Origin of the sequence: Sphingosinithalassobacter tenebrarum (assembly GCF_011057975.1) — a bacterium.
Classification (GTDB): Bacteria; Pseudomonadota; Alphaproteobacteria; order Sphingomonadales; family Sphingomonadaceae; genus Sphingomonas; species Sphingomonas tenebrarum.
The window spans coordinates 3,300,908-3,324,018 of record NZ_CP049109.1; the positions used below are offsets into that span (position 1 = coordinate 3,300,908).

Annotated in this window: 25 protein-coding genes and 2 tRNA genes; 14 read left to right on the top strand and 13 right to left on the bottom strand. The window is 65.7% G+C overall.

Going from position 1 to position 23,111, the window contains the following annotated elements:
* Nucleotides 1-33: 33 nt before the first annotated feature.
* From G5C33_RS16265 to msrB, 3 genes are all read left to right on the top strand, one after another.
* On the top strand, nt 34-948 hold the full coding sequence (locus G5C33_RS16265; protein ID WP_165328100.1) for an ABC transporter ATP-binding protein: 915 nt from the start codon (nt 34-36) through the stop codon (nt 946-948).
* Nucleotides 945-2,189: an ABC transporter permease gene (locus tag G5C33_RS16270; RefSeq protein WP_165328101.1), complete on the top strand. Its 1,245-nt coding sequence runs from the start codon at nt 945-947 to the stop codon at nt 2,187-2,189. Before G5C33_RS16265 ends, G5C33_RS16270 begins: the two co-directional genes overlap by 4 nt.
* 114 nt (nt 2,190-2,303) lie before the next feature.
* Nucleotides 2,304-2,801: a peptide-methionine (R)-S-oxide reductase MsrB gene (msrB, locus tag G5C33_RS16275; protein ID WP_165328102.1), complete on the top strand. Its 498-nt coding sequence runs from the start codon at nt 2,304-2,306 to the stop codon at nt 2,799-2,801.
* Nucleotides 2,802-2,813: 12 nt separating this feature from the next.
* On the opposite strand, the gene G5C33_RS16280 is transcribed toward msrB, so the two are convergent.
* Nucleotides 2,814-3,350: a CHAP domain-containing protein gene (locus G5C33_RS16280; protein WP_165328103.1), complete on the bottom strand. Its 537-nt coding sequence runs from the start codon at nt 3,348-3,350 to the stop codon at nt 2,814-2,816.
* A gap of 378 nt (nt 3,351-3,728) precedes the next feature.
* On the opposite strand from G5C33_RS16280, the gene G5C33_RS16285 reads away from it, so the two are divergent.
* A complete protein-coding gene (locus G5C33_RS16285; RefSeq protein ID WP_165328104.1) occupies nt 3,729-4,280 on the top strand; it encodes a hypothetical protein in 552 nt (183 codons plus the stop codon).
* Between the two features lie 86 nt (nt 4,281-4,366).
* On the opposite strand, the gene G5C33_RS16290 is transcribed toward G5C33_RS16285, so the two are convergent.
* Nucleotides 4,367-5,101, bottom strand: coding sequence for an extensin-like domain-containing protein (locus tag G5C33_RS16290; RefSeq protein WP_228275102.1), 735 nt, complete (start codon nt 5,099-5,101; stop codon nt 4,367-4,369).
* Nucleotides 5,098-5,847, bottom strand: coding sequence for an NUDIX hydrolase (locus tag G5C33_RS16295; protein WP_165328105.1), 750 nt, complete (start codon nt 5,845-5,847; stop codon nt 5,098-5,100). The genes G5C33_RS16290 and G5C33_RS16295 overlap by 4 nt, the downstream gene beginning before the upstream one ends.
* A 69-nt stretch (nt 5,848-5,916) precedes the next feature.
* Between G5C33_RS16295 and G5C33_RS16300 the strand changes: the two genes are divergently transcribed.
* Entirely contained in the window at nt 5,917-6,384 is a 468-nt protein-coding gene (locus tag G5C33_RS16300; protein WP_165328106.1) for an MgtC/SapB family protein, read from the top strand.
* A 146-nt stretch (nt 6,385-6,530) separates the two neighbouring features.
* Here G5C33_RS16300 and G5C33_RS16305 read toward each other — a convergent pair.
* Together G5C33_RS16305 and G5C33_RS16310 are read right to left on the bottom strand one after the other, a co-directional pair.
* A tRNA-Ala gene (locus G5C33_RS16305) sits at nt 6,531-6,606 on the bottom strand.
* Between the two features lie 111 nt (nt 6,607-6,717).
* Entirely contained in the window at nt 6,718-7,038 is a 321-nt protein-coding gene (locus G5C33_RS16310; protein ID WP_165328107.1) for a TIGR02300 family protein, read from the bottom strand.
* A 128-nt stretch (nt 7,039-7,166) separates the two neighbouring features.
* On the opposite strand from G5C33_RS16310, the gene aroA reads away from it, so the two are divergent.
* From aroA to G5C33_RS16325, 3 genes are all read left to right on the top strand, one after another.
* Entirely contained in the window at nt 7,167-8,492 is a 1,326-nt protein-coding gene (gene aroA / locus G5C33_RS16315; protein WP_165328108.1) for a 3-phosphoshikimate 1-carboxyvinyltransferase, read from the top strand.
* A gap of 15 nt (nt 8,493-8,507) precedes the next feature.
* Nucleotides 8,508-9,149, top strand: a complete 642-nt coding sequence (locus G5C33_RS16320) for a (d)CMP kinase (RefSeq protein ID WP_165328109.1) — start codon at nt 8,508-8,510, stop codon at nt 9,147-9,149.
* A gap of 109 nt (nt 9,150-9,258) precedes the next feature.
* Complete coding sequence (locus G5C33_RS16325; protein WP_165328110.1) at nt 9,259-10,287, top strand: NAD(P)-dependent alcohol dehydrogenase; 1,029 nt, start codon at nt 9,259-9,261, stop codon at nt 10,285-10,287.
* Between the two features lie 33 nt (nt 10,288-10,320).
* Here G5C33_RS16325 and G5C33_RS16330 read toward each other — a convergent pair whose 3' ends face one another.
* Nucleotides 10,321-10,959, bottom strand: coding sequence for a hypothetical protein (locus G5C33_RS16330; RefSeq protein WP_165328111.1), 639 nt, complete (start codon nt 10,957-10,959; stop codon nt 10,321-10,323).
* A gap of 314 nt (nt 10,960-11,273) precedes the next feature.
* On the opposite strand from G5C33_RS16330, the gene rpsA reads away from it, so the two are divergent.
* The 3 genes from rpsA to G5C33_RS16345 all read left to right on the top strand — a co-directional run bounded on the left by rpsA (nt 11,274) and on the right by G5C33_RS16345 (nt 13,632).
* Complete coding sequence (gene rpsA / locus G5C33_RS16335; protein WP_165328112.1) at nt 11,274-12,989, top strand: 30S ribosomal protein S1; 1,716 nt, start codon at nt 11,274-11,276, stop codon at nt 12,987-12,989.
* 170 nt (nt 12,990-13,159) lie between these two features.
* Nucleotides 13,160-13,438, top strand: a complete 279-nt coding sequence (locus tag G5C33_RS16340) for an integration host factor subunit beta (protein WP_165328113.1) — start codon at nt 13,160-13,162, stop codon at nt 13,436-13,438.
* 107 nt (nt 13,439-13,545) lie between these two features.
* A tRNA-Leu gene (locus G5C33_RS16345) sits at nt 13,546-13,632 on the top strand.
* A 10-nt stretch (nt 13,633-13,642) separates the two neighbouring features.
* Here G5C33_RS16345 and G5C33_RS16350 read toward each other — a convergent pair.
* Both G5C33_RS16350 and G5C33_RS16355 read right to left on the bottom strand, forming a co-directional pair.
* Nucleotides 13,643-14,020: a hypothetical protein gene (locus G5C33_RS16350; RefSeq protein ID WP_206518581.1), complete on the bottom strand. Its 378-nt coding sequence runs from the start codon at nt 14,018-14,020 to the stop codon at nt 13,643-13,645.
* Nucleotides 14,021-14,098: 78 nt separating this feature from the next.
* Nucleotides 14,099-14,611 carry an NUDIX domain-containing protein gene (locus tag G5C33_RS16355; protein ID WP_165328115.1) on the bottom strand — a complete coding sequence of 171 codons (513 nt, stop codon included), beginning with the start codon at nt 14,609-14,611 and terminating at the stop codon, nt 14,099-14,101.
* Between the two features lie 75 nt (nt 14,612-14,686).
* Between G5C33_RS16355 and G5C33_RS16360 the strand changes: the two genes are divergently transcribed.
* Genes G5C33_RS16360 through G5C33_RS16370 form a run of 3 tightly spaced genes read left to right on the top strand, consistent with a single transcriptional unit; the run spans nt 14,687 to nt 18,096 of the window.
* Complete coding sequence (locus G5C33_RS16360) at nt 14,687-16,195, top strand: peptide ABC transporter substrate-binding protein (RefSeq protein ID WP_165328116.1); 1,509 nt, start codon at nt 14,687-14,689, stop codon at nt 16,193-16,195.
* Nucleotides 16,192-17,664 (top strand): ABC transporter substrate-binding protein, encoded by a 1,473-nt coding sequence (locus G5C33_RS16365; RefSeq protein ID WP_165328117.1) that lies wholly within the window; start codon nt 16,192-16,194, stop codon nt 17,662-17,664. Before G5C33_RS16360 ends, G5C33_RS16365 begins: the two co-directional genes overlap by 4 nt.
* A gap of 6 nt (nt 17,665-17,670) precedes the next feature.
* Nucleotides 17,671-18,096: a DUF4112 domain-containing protein gene (locus tag G5C33_RS16370; RefSeq protein ID WP_407698050.1), complete on the top strand. Its 426-nt coding sequence runs from the start codon at nt 17,671-17,673 to the stop codon at nt 18,094-18,096.
* A 12-nt stretch (nt 18,097-18,108) separates the two neighbouring features.
* Here G5C33_RS16370 and nadC read toward each other — a convergent pair whose 3' ends face one another.
* From nadC to G5C33_RS16395, 5 genes are all read right to left on the bottom strand, one after another.
* Complete coding sequence (gene nadC, locus G5C33_RS16375; RefSeq protein WP_228275103.1) at nt 18,109-18,978, bottom strand: carboxylating nicotinate-nucleotide diphosphorylase; 870 nt, start codon at nt 18,976-18,978, stop codon at nt 18,109-18,111.
* 67 nt (nt 18,979-19,045) lie between these two features.
* The gene (locus tag G5C33_RS16380) at nt 19,046-20,350 is read right to left on the bottom strand and encodes a DUF2254 domain-containing protein (protein ID WP_165328119.1); all 1,305 of its coding nucleotides are present in this window, start codon (nt 20,348-20,350) and stop codon (nt 19,046-19,048) included.
* Between the two features lie 86 nt (nt 20,351-20,436).
* Complete coding sequence (nadA, locus tag G5C33_RS16385) at nt 20,437-21,459, bottom strand: quinolinate synthase NadA (protein ID WP_165328120.1); 1,023 nt, start codon at nt 21,457-21,459, stop codon at nt 20,437-20,439.
* Between the two features lie 82 nt (nt 21,460-21,541).
* Nucleotides 21,542-22,231: a DUF4230 domain-containing protein gene (locus tag G5C33_RS16390; RefSeq protein ID WP_165328121.1), complete on the bottom strand. Its 690-nt coding sequence runs from the start codon at nt 22,229-22,231 to the stop codon at nt 21,542-21,544.
* Nucleotides 22,228-23,085 (bottom strand): MBL fold metallo-hydrolase, encoded by an 858-nt coding sequence (locus G5C33_RS16395; protein ID WP_165328122.1) that lies wholly within the window; start codon nt 23,083-23,085, stop codon nt 22,228-22,230. The genes G5C33_RS16390 and G5C33_RS16395 overlap by 4 nt, the downstream gene beginning before the upstream one ends.
* Between the last annotated feature and the right edge of the window lie 26 nt (nt 23,086-23,111).

A 23,111-nucleotide genomic window follows, 5' to 3' on the forward strand; every position in this document is an offset into this window, starting at 1 on the left:
CCCGCTACCACGGGCCGGCAAGGAGAAGATAGCTTGAGCGAACCGGCAATATCGGCGACGGGACTGGTCAAGAAGTTCGGCGGCAAGCGCGTGGTCGATGGCGTGTCGGTATCGGTGCCCAAGGGTCTGATCTACGGCGTGCTCGGGCCCAATGGCGCGGGCAAGACGACGACGCTGCGCATGCTGCTCGGCATCATCGAACCCGACGAAGGCGAGCGCACGCTGCTCGGCCATGATCGCCCGCGCGACGCCAGCGACGATGTCGGCTATCTGCCCGAAGAGCGCGGCCTTTATCCCAGCATGCGCGCCAAGGACGCGATCGCGTTCATGGGCGCGCTGCGCGGGCTCGACTGGAAAACCGGGCGCAAGCGCGCCGAGGAACTGATGGCCGAAGCGGGCCTGGGCCATGCCGCCGACGAGAAGATACGGAAACTGTCCAAGGGGATGGCCCAATTCGTCCAGTTGCTCGGATCCACCGTGCACCGCCCCGAATTGCTGGTGCTCGACGAACCCTTTTCGGGCCTCGACCCGGTCAATCAGGAACGGCTCGAAAAGCTGATCGTCGGCGAACGCGATCGCGGCGCGACCATTCTCTTTTCCACGCATGTCATGGCGCATGCCGAACGGCTGTGCGATCGGCTCGCCATCGTCGCCAAGGGCAAGGTGCGCTTTGAAGGCACGCCTGACGATGCGCGCGCGACTCTGCCGCAACAGGCCCGTTACACGCCGCATTTCGCCGATGACGGGATCGCCGCGCTGCTCCCGCCCGACGCCGAACGCTTCAACGGCAGTTGGCGCTTCACCGTGCCCGAAACGGGCATCGAGACGCTGCTCGTCACACTGATCGACGCGGGATACGGGATATCGGGGCTGTCGATCGAACGGCCGAGCCTGCACGACGCATTCGTCCGAATCGTCGGCGAGGAAGCGCTGGAGGATATGGCATGACCCGGCTGCGCAAGAATGTCCGCCAGGCGCTGACCGTCGCACGCCGCGACTTCGTGGCGACTGTCGCGACGCCCACTTTCCTGATCTTCCTGCTCGCGCCCTTGTTCATGATCGGCTTCGGCGCCATCGGCGGTCTCGGCGCGACGATGGTCGATCAGAGTACGGCGAGCCATTTGCGGATCGTAGCGCTCGCCCCTCCCGAACAGGCGCAGGCACTGTCCGCCGCCGATGCGCGGCTGCGCGACCTGTTCCCCAAGAGCAACGACGACCGGCCGGGCGAGCTGATGGTGATGGCCCCGCAGGACGATCTGGAAAAGCAGGCGCGCGACCTGTTTGACACAAGCGATGCCGAAGTGACCGCAGTGCTCTACGGCCCGCTCGAACAGCCGATCGTGCTGTACACCGCCAAGACATCGGCCCGCTATCTGGCACAAGTCGCCGAAACGGCGCTGCGCGACATGCGCCTCGGAACGGATGCGCCGAGCGTCTCAGCGACGCTCGAGCCGGTGACGCGCACCGAAGCGACAATGAGCGGCAAGGGACAGATCGCGTTTCTCGGGGCGTTCGGCCTGTTCCTCCTGACGCTGATGCTGTCGAGCCAGGCGATCGGGACGATGGCCGAGGAGCGGTCGAACAAGGTGATCGAGATCCTTGCCGCCGCGGTACCGCTCGAATCGGTGTTCTTCGGCAAGCTGCTGGGCAGTTTCGGCGTATCGCTGCTGTTTCTCGGCTTCTGGGCGACTCTCGGTATCAACGCCGTCGCATTCGCCCCGCCCGAAGTGGCACGCGTGTTTTCGGACATGGGCGTCGCGGTTGGGTTTCCCGCCTATCCGCTGCTGTTCTTCGCCTATTTCATGTTGTCGTTCATGCTGATGAGCGCGTTGCTGCTCGGCATCGGCGCGCAGGCTTCGACGCAGCGCGAGCTGCAGATGATGTCGCTTCCGATCACGATCGGCAACATGGCGATGCTGGGCCTCGCCTCTGCCGCAGTATCGGATCCCGACGGCAGTATCGCGATGATCGCCGCGATCATTCCGTTCAGTTCGCCGCTGGCGATGATCGCCCGTGCGGCGCAATCGCCCGAAATCTGGCCGCATCTGATCGCGCTGGCGTGGCAGCTCCTCTGGGTGGTGGTGATCATCTCGCTCGCCGCGCGCTGGTTCCGGCGCGGGGTGCTGCAATCGGCCGGGCCGAAGCGGAAGAGGAAACGGGCGGCGCAGGCCAACGCGCCGGCTTCGTAACCGGGAACTCGCGCCCGGGCATGCGGAACCGTTATGCTATTGGGGCGCTGATTGAAGGTGACCGGATGCGGGTTTCGAGCGAACTCTCCGCCGGGCGATTTGTGGAGCATTGCCATGACCCTTCCCGAGCAGAATCGCCGCGCCTTTCTGGCGAGCGCCGGCGCCGGAGCATTCGTCGCCACGCTGGGCTGTTCCCCGGGCGAAAGCCGTGCCGACGCGCAGGACTTCGAACTCAGCCTGTCGGAAGCCGAATGGCGGCGCCGTCTGTCTCCCGCCGAATTCCGCATCCTGCGCGAAGCAGGCACCGAGCGCCCCTATACGAGCCCGCTACTGAACGAAAAGCGCAACGGCACGTTCGTCTGCGCCGGATGCGCGCTGCCGCTGTTTCCCTCACGCACCAAATATGAAAGCGGCACCGGCTGGCCGAGCTTCTGGCAGCCGCTCGACAATGCCGTGGTTACCCGTGCCGATCGCAGCCTGGGGATGGCGCGCACCGAAGCGCTGTGCCGGCGCTGCGGCGGACATCTGGGCCATGTGTTCAAGGACGGGCCCCGGCCGACCGGGGAACGCTGGTGCATGAACGGCGTGGCGCTGGACTTCCGCCCCGCCTGACTCGCCGCGCAATCAGCCGGCCGTGCGCAGTGCCGCGGCCAGCAGGTCAAGGCCTTCATTCCCCGCGAACAGTTCGGGCCATTCGGGTGCCTCGGGCGATTCGGGATAGATGAAGCCGTTGACCGGATAGGTGGTGCCGCCCAGCGCCTGGATCGGCGCATACCAGACACGCACCTGGCTCCAGTCATTGTCCGGCGACACATCGATCGCGCGCACGTCCCGCTCGACGCCGCCGCGGCGCGACCAGTTGGCATGGGTAAGCAGCACTTCGCGATCGCTGACGATACGCGAGACCATCGCGACATGGCCGAGCGGCATGCGCGGGATCGGGCGGAAGGACATGACCGAGCCGATTTCGGGCGTATTGCCGCGATCATAGCGCCCGGCCGCCTGCCCCCACCAGGTGCGGGCATTGCCGTAGATTTCGATGCCCGAAACCGAACGGGCAAACGTGACGCACTGCCAGAACTTGGCCTGGGCAGGCATCACAATGGTCAGGCAACACGCCGCCACCAGCGCAAAGCGCGCTGCAAGTCCGCGAATTTTCATCTGGTCCCCACGACCCCGTTGATCTGCTGAAAAGGCTGCTAGCCCGGTTATAGACCGCTCGCCCAGCCCCCGCGTCCCGATTTCGGACGAACGGTTGGATAGCGGCGCCAGGCCGCTGGAACCCCGCATTTCCCCGGAATCAGGGGAAATCCTGACCCGCAGCTTTCCTTGACTGCGCTTGGCCGCAATCCTTGCCAGACCGGCAAGGGCAAAGGGAATTATCCAATGGCGAGCCTCGGTTCGTCGCACGATTGTTGCAATGCAGCACGGGATTCGTTCCTATAGTGAACAGGGGACGACGAAGAGTTAAGCGGCGCGTTAACCATTATCGCGCATGCTTGGGTTGAAAGGATTTCACGAGCGGGCGGGAGTAGAATCATGGGCGCACGATCAAAGCCGGCAGAAGGTGCAATGACGCTGGCCGAAATAAAGGAATTCGCAGGGTTCAGCGCGGCGACGCAGCGGTACGTCCGCCGATCGCTCGATATCGGACTCGAACGCGACGACGCGATGGCGCGCTGGTCGCGCGACGTCGTCGAGGCAGCCAGCATCCGCGCCCAGGCACGTATGTATGACCGGCTGGAAGAAATCCGCGCGATGGTGCCGGACGACAGCGGCCTCGATCAGGTCGAACCGTTCATGGCGCCGCTGGTGAGCGTATCCGCCTTCGATCTGGGTCAGGGCCGGCTGACGACCTTCTCGGCCTATCGCTTCCTCTACGAGCGGCTGGTGGGCGCCGAGGTTCGGCCGTGGCTTCCCTCGGCATTCTGTTCGGCGGCGGCGCTGCCGCACCTCCACCCCGACTTGCGGCGCAAGCTGCTCCAGTCGATCAGCGAAGCCGCCGCGACGGCATCGGGATGGTCGAACCGGCAGCCGAGCTTCTTCCCGCAATGGGTGGAAAAGGTCGAAACCCGGGCATTGCCCAACTGAAGAACGGCTACGGCCCTCCCCGCCCGGAGGGCCGTTTGCTTATCGGCGGACGCGAACTGCGCCGCAGCGAACCGGGCGGACCGGGATCAGCCGCACATGCGCCGGCCCGATGCGCCGCGCTCGGCCTGGTCGAAGTGAAAATGATCGCGGTGCTGGGCATTGTATTCGGGCGACAGCACCGTCGCATACAGCTTGCACGCGCCATCGCGCACGTCGCGAAGGAACGCCGCCCTGGCGCCTTCCCCGTCCCAGTCCTCCAGCACCGAAATCCGCGTGCCGTCCTCCAGCCGAAAGCCTGAAATATCGACGGCGTCGGCGGTGGCATGTTCGCTCCATCCGCCGCTTTCGCGACCATAGAGCCGGCGGCAGCTATAGCTTCCCAGATGGATGACCTGCGCGACGCGGCTGTCGAAATGGCGCCGAGCGGCAGGCTGCAACACATCCCATTTCCATTTCATCAGCGCCGCCGCGACGGGACAGGCGGTTTCCAGCCCGCCGGGGGACAGATCGAGGCCCTCGTCGCCACCGGAGAGTTCGATACCGTCGGAATAGCCGCATTGCGGCTGATCCGGCCGCGAAACGGCATCGGCGGCGTCATAGCCGACGCCCGCGCGATCGAGCAGCGCGCGGCACTGGTCGAAATCGTCGGTCAGCCCGGCCAGCTTGCTGCCGGTGAACATCCCGATCGGATCGGCGAGGTCGAGCTGCGTCCAGGGCAGGTCCTGCGGCCGCTCGCGCAGCCAGCCATAGCCCGCCAGTGCGAGCGCACCGATCACCACCAGAGTCACGACTCCCTTCAGGATGGAGCGTACCCGGCTCACGAAGCCCGTTTCGCCCGGCTGAGCAGCTCGGAGGTCACCGGATAGCCAAGATCGTCGGGGATGCAGAGATGATCGCCGTCCTCGCGCGTTTCGATCCACGGCGTGATCGTGCGCACCGGATGACCGATCGCATGGGCAGCGGCCTCTTCATAGCCGCCGAAGCGCGCCAGCCGCTCCAGATTGCGCCGCGTGGGATAGATGACCGACGCCTCTCCGGCTTCGGCCGCCGCAATCACGTCATGCGCCGAGCGCCAGAAGGCGCGCGTGCTTTCGCTGCCGTCGGGATCGGGATCGGGCAGGCCGGCATCCGCCCGTGCAAGATAGAATCGCGTATCGAACACGCGCGCGCTGTGATCGGGGCACCAGCGCGCAAAGGGTAGCAGCGCATGGGCATCCAGCCGCGCATCGGCCATATCGAGCGCCTCGCCGAACGGCGTGCCGTCATGCAGCGCCGCGCGGATTTGCGGTACTGCCCCGGAATCAACCCGCATACCGATCGCCAAGCCCGTCTCCTCCAGCGTTTCGCGAATCGCCGCGACGCGTGCCGCGGCGTCTTCGGATGTGTCGCCCAACCTGGCAGCAAGCGCATGATCGCCCGGATCGATCCGTCCGCCGGGGAAAACCAGCGCTCCGCCCGCGAACGACATCGCCGCAGCGCGCTCGACCATCAGCAGTTCGGGAGGCCCCTGCACGCGCTCGCGCATCAGAACGAGCGTGGCGGCGGGAACGATGCGGATCGGACTCATGGCCCCTGCCCTACGCGCTTCGCGCGCCAAGCTGAACCATTGGATGGACCCGTCCGTTGTCGGGACGTGATGAACGGACCGCTCCCCGAATACGGCATCGGCGAGCTCGCGCTGCGGCTGGGCATCGCGACGCTGCTCGGTGCGCTGCTCGGCTTCAATCGCGAACGCACCGGCCATTCGGCGGGAATCCGCACGCACGGCATGGTCTCGCTCAGTTCGGCGATGATCACGCTGATCGCGTTGATGATGTTCGCGCAATTGCGCGGCGATGCCGCCCAGCCGGACCCGCTGCGCGTGGTGCAGGGACTGGCCCAGGCGATCGGCTTCATCGCCGCGGGGCTTATCTTCGTGCGCGGCGGCGACGTGCGCAACCTGACGACAGCAGCGAATATCTGGCTGGCGACGTCGATCGGCATCGCGTGCGGCGCAGGCTATTGGCAACTGGTGGCGGTTGCCTTCACGCTGGGGCTGCTGCTGCTCGTCGTCGTCAAGATCGTCAAGCGCCGGATCCCCGGCCTCGACGGCGAAGAGGGGTGAGGCAAAACGGCATCGCTTTCCTGAGGAAAGGCGAGCGTGCCGCGCCCGGGGCGCGAATTCAAACCCGAGACGGATCCGAGTCAGCGATTCAGGGGGGGCTGAGCGACGGAAAACCGACCGAGGCGAAGACACTCCCGGAGGGAAGTTGGTGGAGCCGAGGGGGATCGAACCCCTGACCTTCGCAATGCCATTGCGACGCTCTCCCAGCTGAGCTACGGCCCCACATCCCGGGAAGGCGACGGCCTTTAGGCGGCCGTCGCGGATATTGCAAGCACCTGATTCACGCCGCCGCTCCGCGCCTTGAAATCGACCGGAACTTGCGGCGGTCGGTACTCAGTTTTCGTCGTCTTCCTCGGAGGCCTTGACCCCAAGATCGTCGTCACCGCCCAGATCGACTTCGTCGTCGGGCGACTCCTCGTCGTCGTCGCTGATGTCCAGATCCTCGTCACCGAGATCCGAATCGCTCTTTTCCTTCTTTTCCGTTTCCTGCTTGTTCGCTTCGAACGGAAGCGGCTGCTTCGACTTGAGGACCGGCTCGGGCTCCCAGGCGTAACCGCATTCGATGCAGGTTACCGGGTCATCCTTCTGCAGATCGTAAAAGCGCGTCGCGCATTTCGGACACGTACGCTTCGTGCCCCATTCCGGCTTCACCATATGGTGCCTCTTGCCTTTCGAAACTGGGATTTTCGGGGATACGGCCTGCGTAAAGCAGGACTCGCGGCCCGCAAAGTGGGGGGCGCCTTGCCATAGCGCAAGCGCGCTGTCAAAAGCCCGCGCGTCCTATGACCTCAACAGCCCCCCGCCCGCTTGCCCTTTCCGCCGCCGGACCGCTGCGCGGCACCGTGCGCGTACCCGGCGACAAATCGATCAGCCATCGCGCGCTGATGTTCGCGGGGCTCGCCGTCGGCGAAAGCCGGATTACCGGCCTGCTGGAGGGCGAAGACGTGCTCGCCACCGCCGCCGCAATGCGCGCGATGGGCGCGCAGGTCGAACGCGGCGAGGACGGGGTGTGGCGCGTCCACGGCGTCGGCGTCGGCGGACTGCTCCAGCCGCGTACCGCACTCGACATGGGCAATTCGGGCACGTCGACACGGCTTTTGATGGGCTTGATCGCCAGCCATCCGATCACCGTCACCTTCACCGGAGACGCATCGCTTTCCAGCCGCCCGATGGGCCGCGTGATCGATCCGCTGACGGAAATGGGCGCCGAATTCACGGCGTCGCCCGGAGGACGCCTGCCGCTCACCATGCGCGGCATCTGCCCCGCCGTGCCGATCGCATATCGCCTGCCGGTCGCTTCGGCGCAGGTGAAGTCGGCCGTACTGCTTGCCGGGCTCAACACGCCGGGCATCACGCGCGTGATCGAACCGGTTCCGACACGCGATCACAGCGAACGGATGCTGCGGGGATTCGGTGCCGAGCTGACCGTCGAGGAAACCGCGGAAGGTCGCGTTATTTCGATCACCGGCGAGGCCGAACTGACTCCGCAGCAGATCGAAGTGCCCGGCGATCCTTCGAGCGCCGCCTTCTGGATTGTGGCAGCGTCGATCGTACCGGGATCGGAGCTGACCATCGCCAATGTCGGCCTCAATCCCACCCGCGCGGGGCTGGTGCAGGTGCTGCGGATGATGGGCGCCGACATCACCGAGGCGCAGCCGCGCATCGTCGGCGGCGAGCCCGTCGCGGATCTGATCGTCCGCCATGCGCCGCTTTCGGGAATCGAGGTTCCACCCGAGCTCGCGCCGAGCATGATCGACGAATATCCGATCCTGTTCGTCGCCGCCGCGCTGGCGCAGGGCCGCACCGTGGCACGCGGCGCCGAGGAACTGCGCGTCAAGGAATCGGATCGGATCGCCGTCATGGCCGCCGCGCTGGAAGCCGCCGGCGCGCATGTCGAGGAAGTCGCCGACGGGCTGATCATCGACGGCAGCGGCGGCGATCCCCTGCCCGGCGGGGGCACGATCGCATCGCGGCTCGACCATCGTATCGCGATGAGCATGTCGGTCGCCGGGCTGGCATGCAGCCGGCCGCTGACCATCGACGATGTGTCGCCCGTCGCGACAAGCTACCCGAATTTCTACGAAACCCTTGACGCGGTGCGCCGCTAGGCTGAAATCTGTGTGATGATTATCGCAGTCGACGGACCGGCCGCTTCCGGTAAGGGCACCATCGCCCGGGCACTCGCGCGCCATTACGGGCTGCCGCATCTCGATACCGGCCTGATCTATCGCGCGGTGGGTGCGAGCGTACTTCGCGAGGAAGGCGACCCGGCAAGCGAGGGCGATGCCCTTGCCGGGTGCAGCTTCGATGATTTCCTGCTCGAGGATCCCTGGCTGAAAAGCGAGGAAGTCGGCAAGGCCGCCTCGATCGTCTCCGCCCATCCGCTGGTGCGCAAGGCGCTGCTGCTGCGGCAGAAGAAGTTCGCGGCCCAGCCGGGCGGGGCAGTGCTCGACGGACGCGACATCGGCACGGTGATCGCGCCGGAAGCCGAAGTGAAGCTCTACGTCAAGGCAACTCCGATGATCCGCGCCCAGCGCCGCCAGCTCGAACAGCGCAAGGGCGGCGTGTTCGAAAGCCTCGACAAGGTGCTCGCCGACATCCGCGCGCGCGATGAGCGCGACACCAAACGCGCCGAAGCGCCGCTGCGGCCCGCCGATGACGCGGTCACACTGGACACCAGTTTCCTGTCGATCGAAGCGGCGGTGCAGAAGGCCGTGGGGATCGTCGAGGCAGCAAAGGCGAAGGCTACGGCCGAAAGCGAGTGATAACTCCGCTTCACAGGTGCGTAACAATCGTAGCAGAATGCAACGGACCTGACGCCCGGCTGTTTGGGTCAAACCAATCCAATTGGGTCGCAACACAAGGAGTGTCAGCATGAAAGCCGTCCGGTTCATCGAAGGGGGCAAGCCGCCCGAAGTCGTGGATATCGCCAGGCCAGAGCCGGGCCCGGGCGAGATTCTGCTGAAAATCGGCGGCGCGGGCGTATGCCATTCGGACCTCCACGTTCTGGACGGCGCAGTGCCGTTCAAGGGCCCCTTCACGCTGGGTCATGAAAATGCCGGCTGGATCGAAGCGCTGGGCCAGGGCGTCGAAGGATGGCAGGAAGGCGATCCGGTCGCCGTCTATGGCCCCTGGGGCTGCGGCCAGTGCCATCACTGCCAGACATCGGCGGAAAATTACTGCGAGCGGCATGCCAGCATCCCGACGATGGGCGGGGGCCTGGGCAGCGACGGCGGGATGGCCGATTATATGATCGTGCCCGATTCGCGCCTGCTGGTGCCGTTGAAGGGGCTCGACCCGTCCGATGTCGCGCCGCTCAGCGACGCGGCACTCACGCCCTATCATGCGATCAAGGCGGCGATGCCGCAACTGACGCCCGATGCCACCGTGCTGGTGATCGGCGTTGGCGGGCTGGGCCATATGGCGGTGCAGATTCTCAAGGCGACCACGGGCGCGCGGATCATCGCCGCCGATATCGACGCCGGAAAGCTGGACCATGCCAGGAAGCTGGGCGCCGACATCACGATCGACAGCAGCGACAAGACCGCCGCGGACGAAATCCGCGATCTGGTCGGCGGCCGCGGCGTTGCCGTGGCGCTCGATTTCGTCGGCGCACAGCCGACGATCGATCTTGCCGCAAGCGTGGTCGGTCGCGACAGCCGGCTGAGCGTCGTCGGCCTTGCCGGGGGCGTCGTGAAATACAGCGCGGACAATACGCCCTACGGAACCCAGGTGACCATTCCCTATTGGGGTACGCGCGCCGAGCTGATGGAAGTGATCGCGCTGGCCGAAAGCGGGCGCATCAAGGCGCAGGTCGAAAAGCACGCGCTGGCGGATGCACCCGAGGTCTATGACCGCCTGCGCGAAGGCAAGGTGAACGGGCGCGCCGTACTGGTACCCTGAGTGGCTTGATAAGCTGGCCGGCTTCGCGCCGGGTCAGCGAAGTCGCGCCAGGCGGATCAGCGTTCCGATTCCGAAGACAATTCCGGGAAAGAGAATGGCGATGTGCAGCGGCACTCCCTCTTCGGCTCCCATGAGCCGTGGGACGCCATAGAGGAAGGTCGCCGCAAACGCGGTGACTACAAGCCATTGGAGCACGATCGGCGTGGCGCGGCTGCGCGGCGAGACGGTGGGGCGATCGGTTGTCGAAGTCTTCCCGGCCGCTGCAAGAAGCCTCTCCCAGTCATGGGCGTCGATACGCATCGTAGCCGCACTGGGCTTGCCGAGAGACAGCCGAACCCTGGTGCGTATCCAGGACGCGCTTTCGGTGGCAGTAATCTGATCCCACGGCACTTCGAATGCACGTTGGAACGGAGCAAAAAGATGCCACACGCGCACGCGCAGGCCACGCGGCGTCGCATAGAATGTCAGACATCCGCTGAAGTAAACCGCGCCCAGCTTTCCCGAGCGCATGCGCAGCGTGCGGCGGCTTTGCGCGTCGCTTTCCGGAAATCTGCCTTGAAGCGCGAACCAGCCCGACACCAGGCCCAGCAGCGTGCCGATGGCCAGCCACATGCCGATGAAGAACAGCGGAAACAGCGCCCATGGAAATTCGATCGCCTGCTGATCCGTCACACCCACGCTCCCCCGGTTGCCGGTCCCTGCCCCTTGCGACCGCAATCATGCACAAAACCTTGCTTTCCGTCACCTGTTACGCTAACGCGCGCCCGTCCGACGAGTTGAAGACTCGCGGAGGGTCGGCGCGGAGGCGGAGTCCTCACGCGCCATTTCGCATTTTGGCGACTGCCATCGTGTCGAGGGAAACGCCCTTTGCGGAGCGATGCTCGCCGGATGCCGCGCCCGGGAACCGCCCGGCACGGCAGTTCGGCCAAAAGACCACCGGAACCAACCGGTTGGCCGGAAAACGTTAGTTCAGGAACCACCTATACATGGCCACTACGGCAAACCCGAGCCGCGACGATTTCGCGGCAATGCTCGAGCAGACGCTCGGCGGCGCTGACAGCTTCGAAGGCCGCGTCGTCATCGGCACCGTCACCGGCATCGAAAACGACCTCGCCGTCATCGACGTGGGTCTCAAGAGCGAAGGCCGCGTGCCGCTGCGTGAATTCGCCGCGCCGGGCCAGAAGGCCGAACTGAGCGTCGGCGACGAAGTCGAAGTCTATATCGACCGCGTCGAGAATGCGAACGGCGAAGCGATGCTGAGCCGCGACCGCGCCCGCCGCGAAGCCGCCTGGGACAAGCTCGAAGCCGAATTTGCAGAAAACAATCGCGTCGAAGGCGTCATCTTCGGCCGCGTGAAGGGCGGCTTCACTGTCGACCTGAACGGCGCCGTCGCCTTCCTGCCGGGCAGCCAGGTCGATATCCGTCCGGTGCGTGACGTCACGCCGCTGATGGACATCCCCCAGCCCTTCCAGATCCTCAAGATGGACCGCAAGCGCGGCAACATCGTCGTGTCGCGTCGCGCGGTGCTCGAGGAAACCCGCGCCGAACAGCGTTCGGGCCTGATCCAGAGCCTGACCGAAGGCCAGGTGATCGACGGCGTCGTCAAGAACATCACCGATTACGGTGCGTTCGTTGACCTGGGCGGCATCGACGGCCTGCTGCACGTCACCGACCTCAGCTACAAGCGCGTCAATCACCCGAGCGAAATGCTGGGTATCGGCGACACGGTGAAGGTGCAGATCATCCGCATCAACCGCGAGACGCAGCGCATCAGCCTGGGCATGAAGCAGCTCGAAAGCGATCCGTGGGAAGGCGCATCGGCCAAGTATCCGGTCGGCGCGAAGATCACCGGCCGCGTCACCAACATCACCGAATATGGTGCGTTCGTGGAACTGGAGCCGGGCATCGAAGGCCTGGTCCATGTCAGCGAAATGAGCTGGACCAAGAAGAACGTCCATCCGGGCAAGATCGTGTCGACTTCGCAGGAAGTCGAAGTGATGGTGCTCGAGGTCGACGAGGACAAGCGCCGCATCTCGCTCGGTCTCAAGCAGGCCCAGCAGAATCCGTGGGAAGCCTTCGCCGAAGCGCATCCCGTCGGCTCGCAGGTCGAAGGCGAAGTCAAGAACGCCACCGAATTCGGCCTGTTCGTCGGTCTCGACAACGATGTCGACGGCATGGTCCACATGTCGGACATCGCCTGGGGCATTTCGGGCGAGGACGCGCTCAACCTGCACCGCAAGGGTGAGACGGTTCAGGCCGTCGTGCTGGCCGTCGAACCGGACAAGGAGCGCATCAGCCTGGGTATGAAGCAGCTCGAACGTGGCGCACCGACCGCTGGTGCCGCCGTCGCTTCGGGCGACCGCCTCAACAAGGGCGCGATCGTCACCGTCACCGTTCTCGAAGTCCGCGACGCGGGCCTCGAAGTGCAGGCGGGCGAAGACGGCCAGACCGGCTTCATCAAGCGCACCGACCTTGGCCGCGACCGCGACGAGCAGCGCCCGGAACGCTTCCAGGTCGGCCAGAAGTTCGACGCGATGGTGACCGGTACCGACCGGTCGAAAAAGCCGACCTTCTCGGTCAAGGCGATGCAGATCGCCGAAGAGAAGCAGGCAGTTGCACAATATGGCTCGTCCGACTCGGGGGCGTCGCTCGGCGACATCCTCGGCGAAGCGCTCAAGCAGCGCGGCGGCGATCAGGAATAACCGAGCATGGGCCGGGGCGGATATGCCGCTCCGGCCCAAATACTTCGTACAAATGGAAAAATTTCGGTCATCTTCGGGTTGATGCAGATAGCCTTTCGGCGCTAGCATGCATGTGTGGTCGCAGGCACTGTCCGCCCGATAACCGGGGGCAGGCCGTTGGGAGGACATGGATGATCCGATCCGAACTCGTTCAGAAGTTGGCGCAACAGAACCCCGATCTATCGGCGCGTGAAGTCGAAAAGCTCGTATCGGTCTTTTTCGACGAGATCGTTCAGCGACTGAGCGAGGGAGGCCGTGTCGAACTGCGCGGCTTCGGTGCTTTTTCGACCCGCGCGCGCGATGCGCGTGTCGGTCGCAATCCCCGCACCGGCGAAGCGGTGGAAGTCGACGCCAAGCGCGTCCCCTATTTCAAGCCCGGCAAGGAAATGCGCGAGCGGCTCAACGTCTGAGCGCAGCGCAGGGCATTCCGCCGGCGCATCCGATTGATTCGCATATCGCACAGGGTGGGCGCATTGGCTTGACGCGAGCGCCGCCATCGGCTTCTCGTCCCGCACGTGCGGACGTGGCGGAACCGGTAGACGCTGGAGACTTAAAATCTTCTGCCCGCAAGGGCGTGCGGGTTCGAGTCCCGCCGTCCGCACCAGCCTTCAGAGTTAGCCTCCGCCGCGCGATCGCAAGCGACGAAGCAGCCCGGCAATCCTGGGTCCGGGGCTGTCGAGCGCAGGAAAGCGCGACAGCAACAGGGCGTAGCCGCTGATCATCAACGGCCAGAACAAGGTGAAGACCGCATCGGAGACGGTGTCTTCCCACCGCCATTGCCCGAAATGGATGCGGTCGAGCAGTTCGTTGATCAGTTCGGCGACAACGACGACCCCGAACGGAACGAAACTGCGCAGTGGCGTGCGCAACAGCAGTCGCGAGAGCAGCAGGATCGTCAGTCCGGCATGGATGTGCCAAACCTTGTCCATCGTCTGGCTGGCATTGATGATCCATTCGATCCAGCCGTGATAGGCGGTGGCCAACATGTGCATGGCCCTCTGGTACAAGCCGATGCTGCGCCGCACCATAGCCATTCGGAAGAGGCACGCCGAAATGAACCGGAGACAGGATCACCAGTCCGGCGCGGGCGGCAGGCCTTCATGCCATTCGCGGATGCGGCGGCGCGCGGCCGGGCTGATCGGTGCGGGAAGCGCATCGGGCGCGAACGCGCCGATGGCATCGATTTCCATCGAAAGCCGCGCCGAATAGACGACGTCCTCCACGACGAAGAAGGCCACAGTGTCGCGCTTGCTGTGCGGCCGATGGAAATATTCCCCGCCGTCGCGAACCGTACCGTGCGCGGTCATCCCGATCTCCTCGCGCAATTCGCGCAACGCCGCTTCCCGGGGATCCTCAGCGGGCTTGCGGCCACCACCGGGCATGTACCAGCCGGGCGCATAGCTGTGCCGCACCAGCACCACCCGCCCCTCGGGCGTGACCGGCAGCGCGCTGACGCCCTGCGTCTTCGGGCGCGTCACCAGCCAGCGCAGCCGCAGCAACCGGTGCAATCCGCGCGCTGCCACGCGGACCAGCGCTCCGCGCAGTCCGCCGCGCTCCACCAATTGTGCCGGTTCCTTCCCCATCGCCCCATCGTAGCAGAGCGCCGGGCGCGGCCAAGGGTTGCCCGCCGCGCGGCAAAGGCGCAGGCTGGCGCGACCATGTTTTCCCGCCGCGAGATCAATCTGGCCACGCTGTCGCTGCTGGCACTCGGCGGGTGCGCGCGCGGGGGCGAGGATGGGGATGACGGCACTGCGATCATTCGCCTGTCCGACGATGAAGTGAAAGGTCTCGACCCCCAGAAGGTTTCCGATCTCACATCGCTGCGCGTCGCCGCCGACCAGTTCGAAGGGCTGATGCGCTATACCGGCACGGGCGAGGCGGAACCGGGACTGGCGGCGGCGCCCGAGTGCGACGGCCTGATCTGGCGCTTCGCGCTTCGTCCGGGCCTGCGCTTTTCCGATGGCGCGCCGATCACGCCCGAGCATTTCGCGCGCGGCTGGCAACGGCTGCAGGCAAGCGAAACGGCGTCGCCGACCGCATCGCTGTTCGACGGAATCGTATCGGTCACGGCGCAGGCGCCGGGAAATGTGGTCGTGCGGCTGTCGCGACCCATTCCCCATCTGCCCTATCTGCTCGCCCATCCGGCGATGGCGGCGCTGCCGCTGCATCGCATCGCCGCGGCGGGGGATCGCTGGACGTCCGACCGGCCGCTGGTCACTTCCGGCCCCTATCGGCTGACCAGGTGGCGACTGGGCGACCGGATCGCGCTGGAAGCCAATCCGGCATGGCACGGCGGCGCGCCCGCTGCCCCTCGCATCGACTGGCACCCGGCGGAGGACAAGCTGGCCGCGCTGCGCCGGTTTCGCGGCGGCATGGCCGATACCGTATCGGACATCCCGCCGACGCGGCTCAACTGGGCACGCAAAGCGCTGCCCGGCGCCGTGCATGTCCACCCCTATGCCGGTACCTATTACTTCGCATTCAACACACGGCGCCCGCCCTTCAACGACTCGCGCGTGCGTCAGGCGCTTTCGATGGCGGTCGACCGGCGATGGATCGCCCGCGATCTGCTCGGTACCGGCGAGGAAGCGGCGACGGGCCTGGTACCGCCCGCGCTCGGCGGCATCAATGCCGACCCGCTGGGCAACGATCCCGACCGTATCCGCCACCTCCTCTCCGCAGCCGGATATGGCCCCGAAAGTCCGCTGCGATTCACCATCCGGTTCAATTCCGGGGGCGACCATCGCCGCATCGCCGTCGCGCTGGCGGCGATGTGGCGCCCCTATGGCGTCGAGGCGCAGCTGCTCAACAGCGAGGCGCAGCTGCATTTTGCCGCGCTGCGCACCGGCGATTTTCAGCTCGCGCGGTCCGGCTGGATCGCCGATGTGCCGGCAGCGGAGAATTTCCTGGCGGTGCATCGCAGCGATGCCGGCGCGATCAACTATTCTGGCTATGCCGATCGCGAATATGACCGCCTGGTCGATGCCGGCATGGCTGGCGACGACGCCGCGCTGCGGGCGGCGGAATTGCGCCTGCAGCGCGCCGCGCCGATCCTGCTCCTTCATTTCTATGTCAGCCGATCGCTGGTCGCGCCCGATATCGGGGGTTGGCAGGACAATGGCATGAACATACACCCGAGCCGCCTCCTGAATCGGGAACCGCGATGACTCGCTCGCCTCTGCCGCTGGTGTTTGCGCTTGCGCTCGCATTGGCCGGGTGCGGCAAGCCGCGCCCCGACGACATCCCGGTGGAAGTGAGCGCGATCGGCGGGCCTGCCGTTGCCGCCGATCCCAGCCGCGGGCCGCTGGATACGCCGCAGGCGGTGCGGATGTACGCAACCGCGCAGGGGCTGGTACGCTTCGACGCCAATGGCCAGATCGTTGCCGGACTGGCCGAACGCTGGATCGTGATCGACGAAGGGCGCAGCTACATCTTTCGCCTGCGCGACGCCGAGTGGACCGACGGAACGCCGGTAACCGCCGCGCAGGTGGCGCAACTGCTCGGTCGTGCCATTGCCCCGCGAACGCGCAACCAGCTCGCACCCTCACTGCGGGTGATCGACGAGATCGTCGAAATGACGCCGCAAGTGATCGAAGTACGGCTGCGCCAGCCGCGCCCGGACATGCTCAATCTTTTCGCCCAGCCCGAACTCGCGATATTCCGCGTCGGCGAGCTGGACGGCAGCGGTCCCTTCCGGGTCACGGAGGAAGAGGATGGCGCACTGCTGCTTTCCCCCGCCTTCGATCCGACACGCACGCAAGCAGAGGCCGATCCGCGCGAACCGCGCCCGGTCGAACAGGTCCGGCTTCGCGGCGAACGCGCGGCGGTTGCGCTGGCCCGCTTTATGGCACGGCGTTCGGACCTGATTCTGGGCGGCAGTTTCGTCGACTGGCCGCTGGTCGATATCGCCGGTGTCGACTCTGCCCAAGTTCAGTTCGATCCGGCCGAAGGGCTGTTCGGCCTGGCAGTGGTCGAGCGCGACGGCTTTCTGGAAACCGCGGAAAATCGTGCGGCGATCGCCATGTCGATCGATCGCGCGGGAATGACCGGCGCGGTTCTGGACGCCTGGACGCCGAGCGAGACGCTCCTGCCCGTGCAGCTCGATTCGGCGGCCGAGCCCGCGCAACCGGACTGGCGGTCGCAAACGCTCGAGGAACGGCGCGTCGTGGCGCGCCGGCGCGTGGCCCTGTGGCGCCGCGAACATGACGGCGCACCGCCGCGGCTGCGCATCGCATTGCCGTACGGCTCCGGCGCGAACCGGGTCTGGGCCTATATCGGCAACGCGCTGCTCCGCATCGGAATCCAGCCCGTACGAGTGCCGCTGAACGGCGACGCGGATCTGCGTCTCATCGATGCCGTCGCCCCCTATGACAGCGCGCGATGGTATCTCGGCACTGCATGCCGGGTCTGTTCGCCGGACGCGCAGGCGGCGCTCGAAGCGGCGCGCAAGGCCGGCACGATCGAGGAACGTGCGCAACGCATCGCAGAGGCCGATGCACTGCTGACGCGGGACGCCGCCTTCATTCCGCTGGCGAAACCGCTCAGATGGTCTATCGTGGCGCCACGCCTGGATGCCTGGCAGGGGAACCCACGCGCCTGGCACCCGTTGGATCAGTTACGCAACGACAGCAAGTGAGGGCACATGGCACGCGTCGGTCGCATGGCATCAAGCACGTTGAAGGAAGCGGGCGTTCCCCTGGGCACGCATGCGGCGGATGTTCGCAAACGCGTCGTGGCGATGGAACAGCTGCTCGAGCGCAGCTTCAAGATTCCGGGCACCAACCAGCATGTCGGGCTGGACGCAATTCTCGGCCTCATTCCCGTGGGCGGCGATCTGATCGCGGCGTTGATGGGCCTCTACATGGTCTGGGAAGCGCGCAATATCGGCATGTCGAAGGGCAAGATGCTGCGGATGGTGGGCAATGTGGGGTTCGACTGGCTGATCGGCCTGATCCCGGGCATCGGCGATGCGGCGGACTTTTTCTTCCGCTCGAACACGCGCAATGCGAAGATGATCCTGCGCCATATCGACAAGCATCATCCCGGCAGCGCCACCATCGACAACTGATCCGGGACGGCTTCAGGCCGACTGGAAATCCAGCCCGATATCGGCGGCTGGCGCGGACTGAGTCAGCCGGCCGACGCTGATGAAGTCGACGCCACTTTCGGCGATCGCGCGAATCGTGTCTAATCGGACGCCGCCCGATGCCTCGGTCGGCACACGGCCCCCGACTTGCGCTACGGCTTCGCGCAGCATGTCCGGGCCCATATTGTCGAGCAGCAGATGCGTGGCGCCCGCTTCCAGCGCGGGCGCGATCTGATCGAGCCGGTCCACCTCGACGATGATATCGGCGATGCCCGCATCGACGGCGCGGCGCACCGCCTCCCCGACCGATCCGGCGATCGCGACGTGATTGTCCTTGATCATCGCCGCATCCCACAGCCCCATGCGATGATTGCGCGCGCCGCCCATGCGCGTGGCGTATTTCTCCAGCAGTCGCAGGCCGGGGATGGTCTTGCGCGTGTCGAGCAGGGTCGCCCCGGTGCCGGCGATCGCATCGACATAGGTGCGCGTCATCGTGGCGATGCCCGACAGATGCTGGACGGTGTTGAGCGCCGAACGCTCCGCCGTCAGCATCGCCCGCGCCTTGCCCGAAAGCCGCATCAGATCGGTGCCCGCCGCCACTTTGTCTCCGTCCGCGACCAGCGATTCGATTTCGACATCGCCGTCCAGCGCATGGAAAAAGGCCCGCGCGATGGGAAGTCCGGCGACCGTGATCGCATCGCGGCTGTCCATCACGCCGGCAAAGCGCGCGTCGGCAGGGATGACGGCGGCAGAGGTGATGTCGCCTCCCTCGCCCAGATCCTCCGCCAGCGTCTCGCGCACGAACCGGTCGAGATCGAATCCTTCGAGCGCGAAATCATCGCGCGATTGCCGAGCCAGAGCCACGTTGTTTCCGCCGTTATCCGATATCATGCGCCTTCCCTTGGCAGATTGTCGGCGCCAGCGACAGCCATCAGTCCGATGGCGCGAATGCCGCAACGCGTTCGCGCAGTTCCTCCAGCGCCGGTCCGGCCAGTTCGGTCTCGGCCTGGGCAAGCAGTCGTCGCGCTTCGTTCTGCAGCAATGCGATGCGCGCGGACGAAGGCGGCCCGGCTGCCACGGATTCGAGCGCCTGCAGAAAATTGAGCGACGCGAGATGGTTGCTCGCCGCCGAAGCGCGCACCGCGCCGAAACCACGCTGCATGAAATGGGCAAAATCGTCCGGCAGCGCCTGGACGCCGTTGTCGCCGCTGGGATCGCCGTCGGCATCGCGGCGCAGGTCGCGCGTTGCAAGCGATGCAGTCGCCGCCGACAACCAGTGGAGACAGGTAATCGCCGTGAAGGGATCGTTGATCCCGGGTGACAGCGCCCGCAGCGCAATCTCGACCAGTTCGTCGAGCAGATATTCAAGATCCTGATCGGCGGTGCGGCTCCATCCGATCGCAAAGGCGCCGCGCAACTGACCGGGCACCTGATCGCCGCAACTGCCCGAAACATGCAGCAACGGCACATCGGGATGCACGAAGTCGCCGGGTCGCACGGCAAGCCGTACGCCGATTCCCTGCGCCTTGCAGATGCCCTCCAGCGTCGCGAAATCAATCACTTCGACGTAACCGACGCGCTTGGCCCGCACCGGGGTACCGCCATCCTCCAGCGCGACCGGCTCCTCCCCGCAATCGGGGTCGGGGAAACGGCTCTCGATCGCGCGCAGCGCGCGAGTGCCGATCGTGGCGACAACGCGATTGATGCGGATACTGTCCGGCACATGGTGCAGGAAATAGACGAGCACCGCGACAGAGAGCAGCGCCAGCGCGAAGCTGACCAGCAGCGACACCTGCGGGACGAAGCCGCCACCCGCAGCCATATCGAGCATACCGGCCTCGTCGGGCTGGCGCACCGTGCGCAACACCAGCAGGCAATAGACGAAGGTGGCGATGAACACGCCGAGCGTAAGCTGGTTGCCCTTGTCGGTCATGAAATTGGTCAGCAGCCGGGGGCCGTAATTGCCCGAGGCATAGACCACCGCCGCGATGGTGATCGCGAACACGGTCCCGGCTACCGATATCATCGACCCCGATATGGTCGACAGCAAGGCGCGTGCCCCATCCGGCCGGGCATCGTGCAGCCAGGTGATGCCCGAGAGCCATTCATGGCCGAAACTGCGATCGATCCAGTGCGTGAGCACCGAAAGCAGGATCGCGGCCAGCGTGAGGAGCGCGGGAAGAAACCAGTAGCTGGCATTGAGACGGGACAGGGTTTGGCGCAGCCAGGCTTTCATGGCCGATAGAACGTGGCGGACGCGAAACAGTTGCGGGCGCCTGACTGCTTCGCGCCAGTGCGCCTGGTCCGGCCCCCGCTACGCAATCAGTCGCCCTTCATCACCGGGCCCATATCGTTGTCGGGAACCGGGCCGAGATCGCCCTGCCCCACCGTCGCGCTCGCCATTTCGAGCATCTTGTCGAGGCTCTGCTTGGCCTTGAGGCGCAGTTCCTCCTCGATCTCGATCCGCGGCTCGAGGTCGCGCAGCGCGAGGTAGAGCTTCTCCATCGTGTTGAGCGCCATATACGGACAGATGTTGCAGTTGCAGTTGCCGTCCGCGCCCGGCGCGCCGATGAAATTCTTTTCGGGGACCGCCTTGTCCATCTGATGGATGATGTGCGGCTCGGTGGCGACGATCAGTGTGTCGCCTTCCATGTCCTTGGCATATTGCAGGATACCGCTGGTCGAGCCGACATAGTCGGCGTGGTCGATGATATAGGACGGGCATTCGGGATGCGCCGCCACCGGCGCATCGGGATGCTGCGCCTTGAGCTTCAGCAGCTCGGTTTCGCTGAACGCCTCATGGACGATGCATACGCCCGGCCACAGCAGCATGTCGCGCCCGGTCTTGCGCGCCAGATAGCCGCCGAGATGCTTGTCGGGGCCGAAGATGATCGGCTGGCTCTCGGGAATCTGCGCAAGGATCTTCTCGGCCGAGCTGGAGGTGACGATGATGTCGCTCAGCGCTTTCACTTCGACCGAACAGTTGATGTAGGTGAGCGCGATATGATCGGGATGCTGCTCGCGGAACGCCGCGAATTGCTCGGGCGGGCAGCTGTCTTCAAGACTGCACCCGGCATCCATGTCGGGCAGGACGACGATCTTTTCGGGGCTGAGCACCTTGGCGGTCTCGGCCATGAAGCGCACACCGCAAAAGGCGATCACATCGGCATCGGTCGCCGCCGCCTTGCGCGAGAGATCGAGGCTGTCGCCGACGAAATCGGCCAGGTCCTGAATCTCGGGCTTCTGGTAATAATGCGCCAGGATGACGGCATTGCGCTCCTTGCGCAGCCGGTCGATCTCCGCGCGCAGGTCCAGACCCTTCAGGCTTTCATTCGGTGCGTTCATGCTCGTCCCTTCTCGTCGCGTGCGACATGGCGTGTCGCATGCGCACGATCAAGCCGCAGATCGACCATTCGCAGCCGCGCAATCAGTTTCGATTGGACAGCACATCCTGGATCGAAGGCGAGATATCCCAGATCTCGTTCTTGCCCGAGCCCACTTCGTCGGGGAAGAAAACCTGCACTTTCGCTTCCACTCCGGCGGCGCGCAGCGGCATCAGGAAGCTGCGTTCGATCGCGCGGCGCGTCGATTCACGGGCGAGCCGCATCGGCGTGTCTCCGCGCGCCTGCCGCAGCAATTCCTTTTGCCCCGCTTCGCGATTGGCGGTGTCGAGTGCCGATTCCGCATCGGTAAGCGACATCAGGATGCCGCCTTCGCTATATTCGCGGATGCGGGTCATGTCGACTTCGGGACCGACCACTTCGATCGGCGGCAGGACGACGCTCAGCGTGTTGCTGTTCGCGTCCCAGCGCAGGTCCTTGTCCTGCAGTTTGGCGAGATCGACTTCGTAGCGCACGTCGCCCGGCATGATCAGCGTCTTGCGCGCCGAAAGCCCCATGCGCCGCTGAGTCGACGTGACCACCGCGACATAGCGCGCGGCGAAGGTGGAAAGCCGCGCCTGTTCGCGCATCCCCTGCAGGCTGGCCGCCGCGACCGTCACCGGATCGGGGCTGACGATCTTTTCCTCGATATAGTCGCGGCCGAGCACGAACAGCGCGCCGATGATGATCGCCAGCGCCGCCAGAAATCCGAATATCGAAAAACAGCCGCGCCTCATGCCGCCAGCCTCCAGTCGCCTTCGTTACCGGCCACGATACCACGGCCCTGCAAATCAATAAGATGCGCGAGAACGGATCGTTCCGCCGCGCCTTCCAGCCGGCTGTCGAGCCCGACATACATGCGCGCGCGCATTTCCGGGATATACCCCACGCCTTCTTCGAGCAGCCGCAATATCTGCCGCTCGCGCTGACGGCGGTGGCCGATCATGCCGCGTACCAGCCGCTGCGGCCTGTCGATCGCCGGGCCGTGGGCGGGATAGAAGACCGTGTCCGCGCGCGTCATGAGCCGCTCGAGGCTCTTCATATAGGCAGTCATGTCGCCGTCGGGCGGCGCGACGACGGTGGTCGACCAGCCCATCACGTGATCGCCGGTGAACAGCGCGCCGTTTTCGCGCACGCCGAAACAGAGATGGTTGGAGGTATGGCCCGGCGTGGCGACAGCTTCGATCGTCCAGCCCTCGCCGCTCACGGTTTCGCCGTCGGCCAGTACCCGGTCGGGTCGATAGTCGGCATCGAACGCGGCGTCGGCGCGCGGCCCGGCGTCGCGCATCGTCAGCGGTGCGCAGCCGATGATCGGGGCGCCCGTCGCGGCGGCGAGCGGCGCGGCGGCGGGACTGTGATCGCGGTGCGTGTGCGTACACAGGATCGCGCAAACCGGGCGCCCGGCGATCGCGGCTGTCAGCGCTTTCAGATGTTCGGCGTCATCAGGGCCCGGATCGACCACCGCCAGATCGTCGGTGCCGACCAGATAGGTCTGGGTGCCGGTATAGGTATAAGGCGACGGATTGGGCGCAAGTACGCGCACCACGAGCGCATCGAGCCGCTCGGCGACGCCGGTGGGGTACTCCGTCATGCCCTATGAGATGGCCGTTTCGCCCC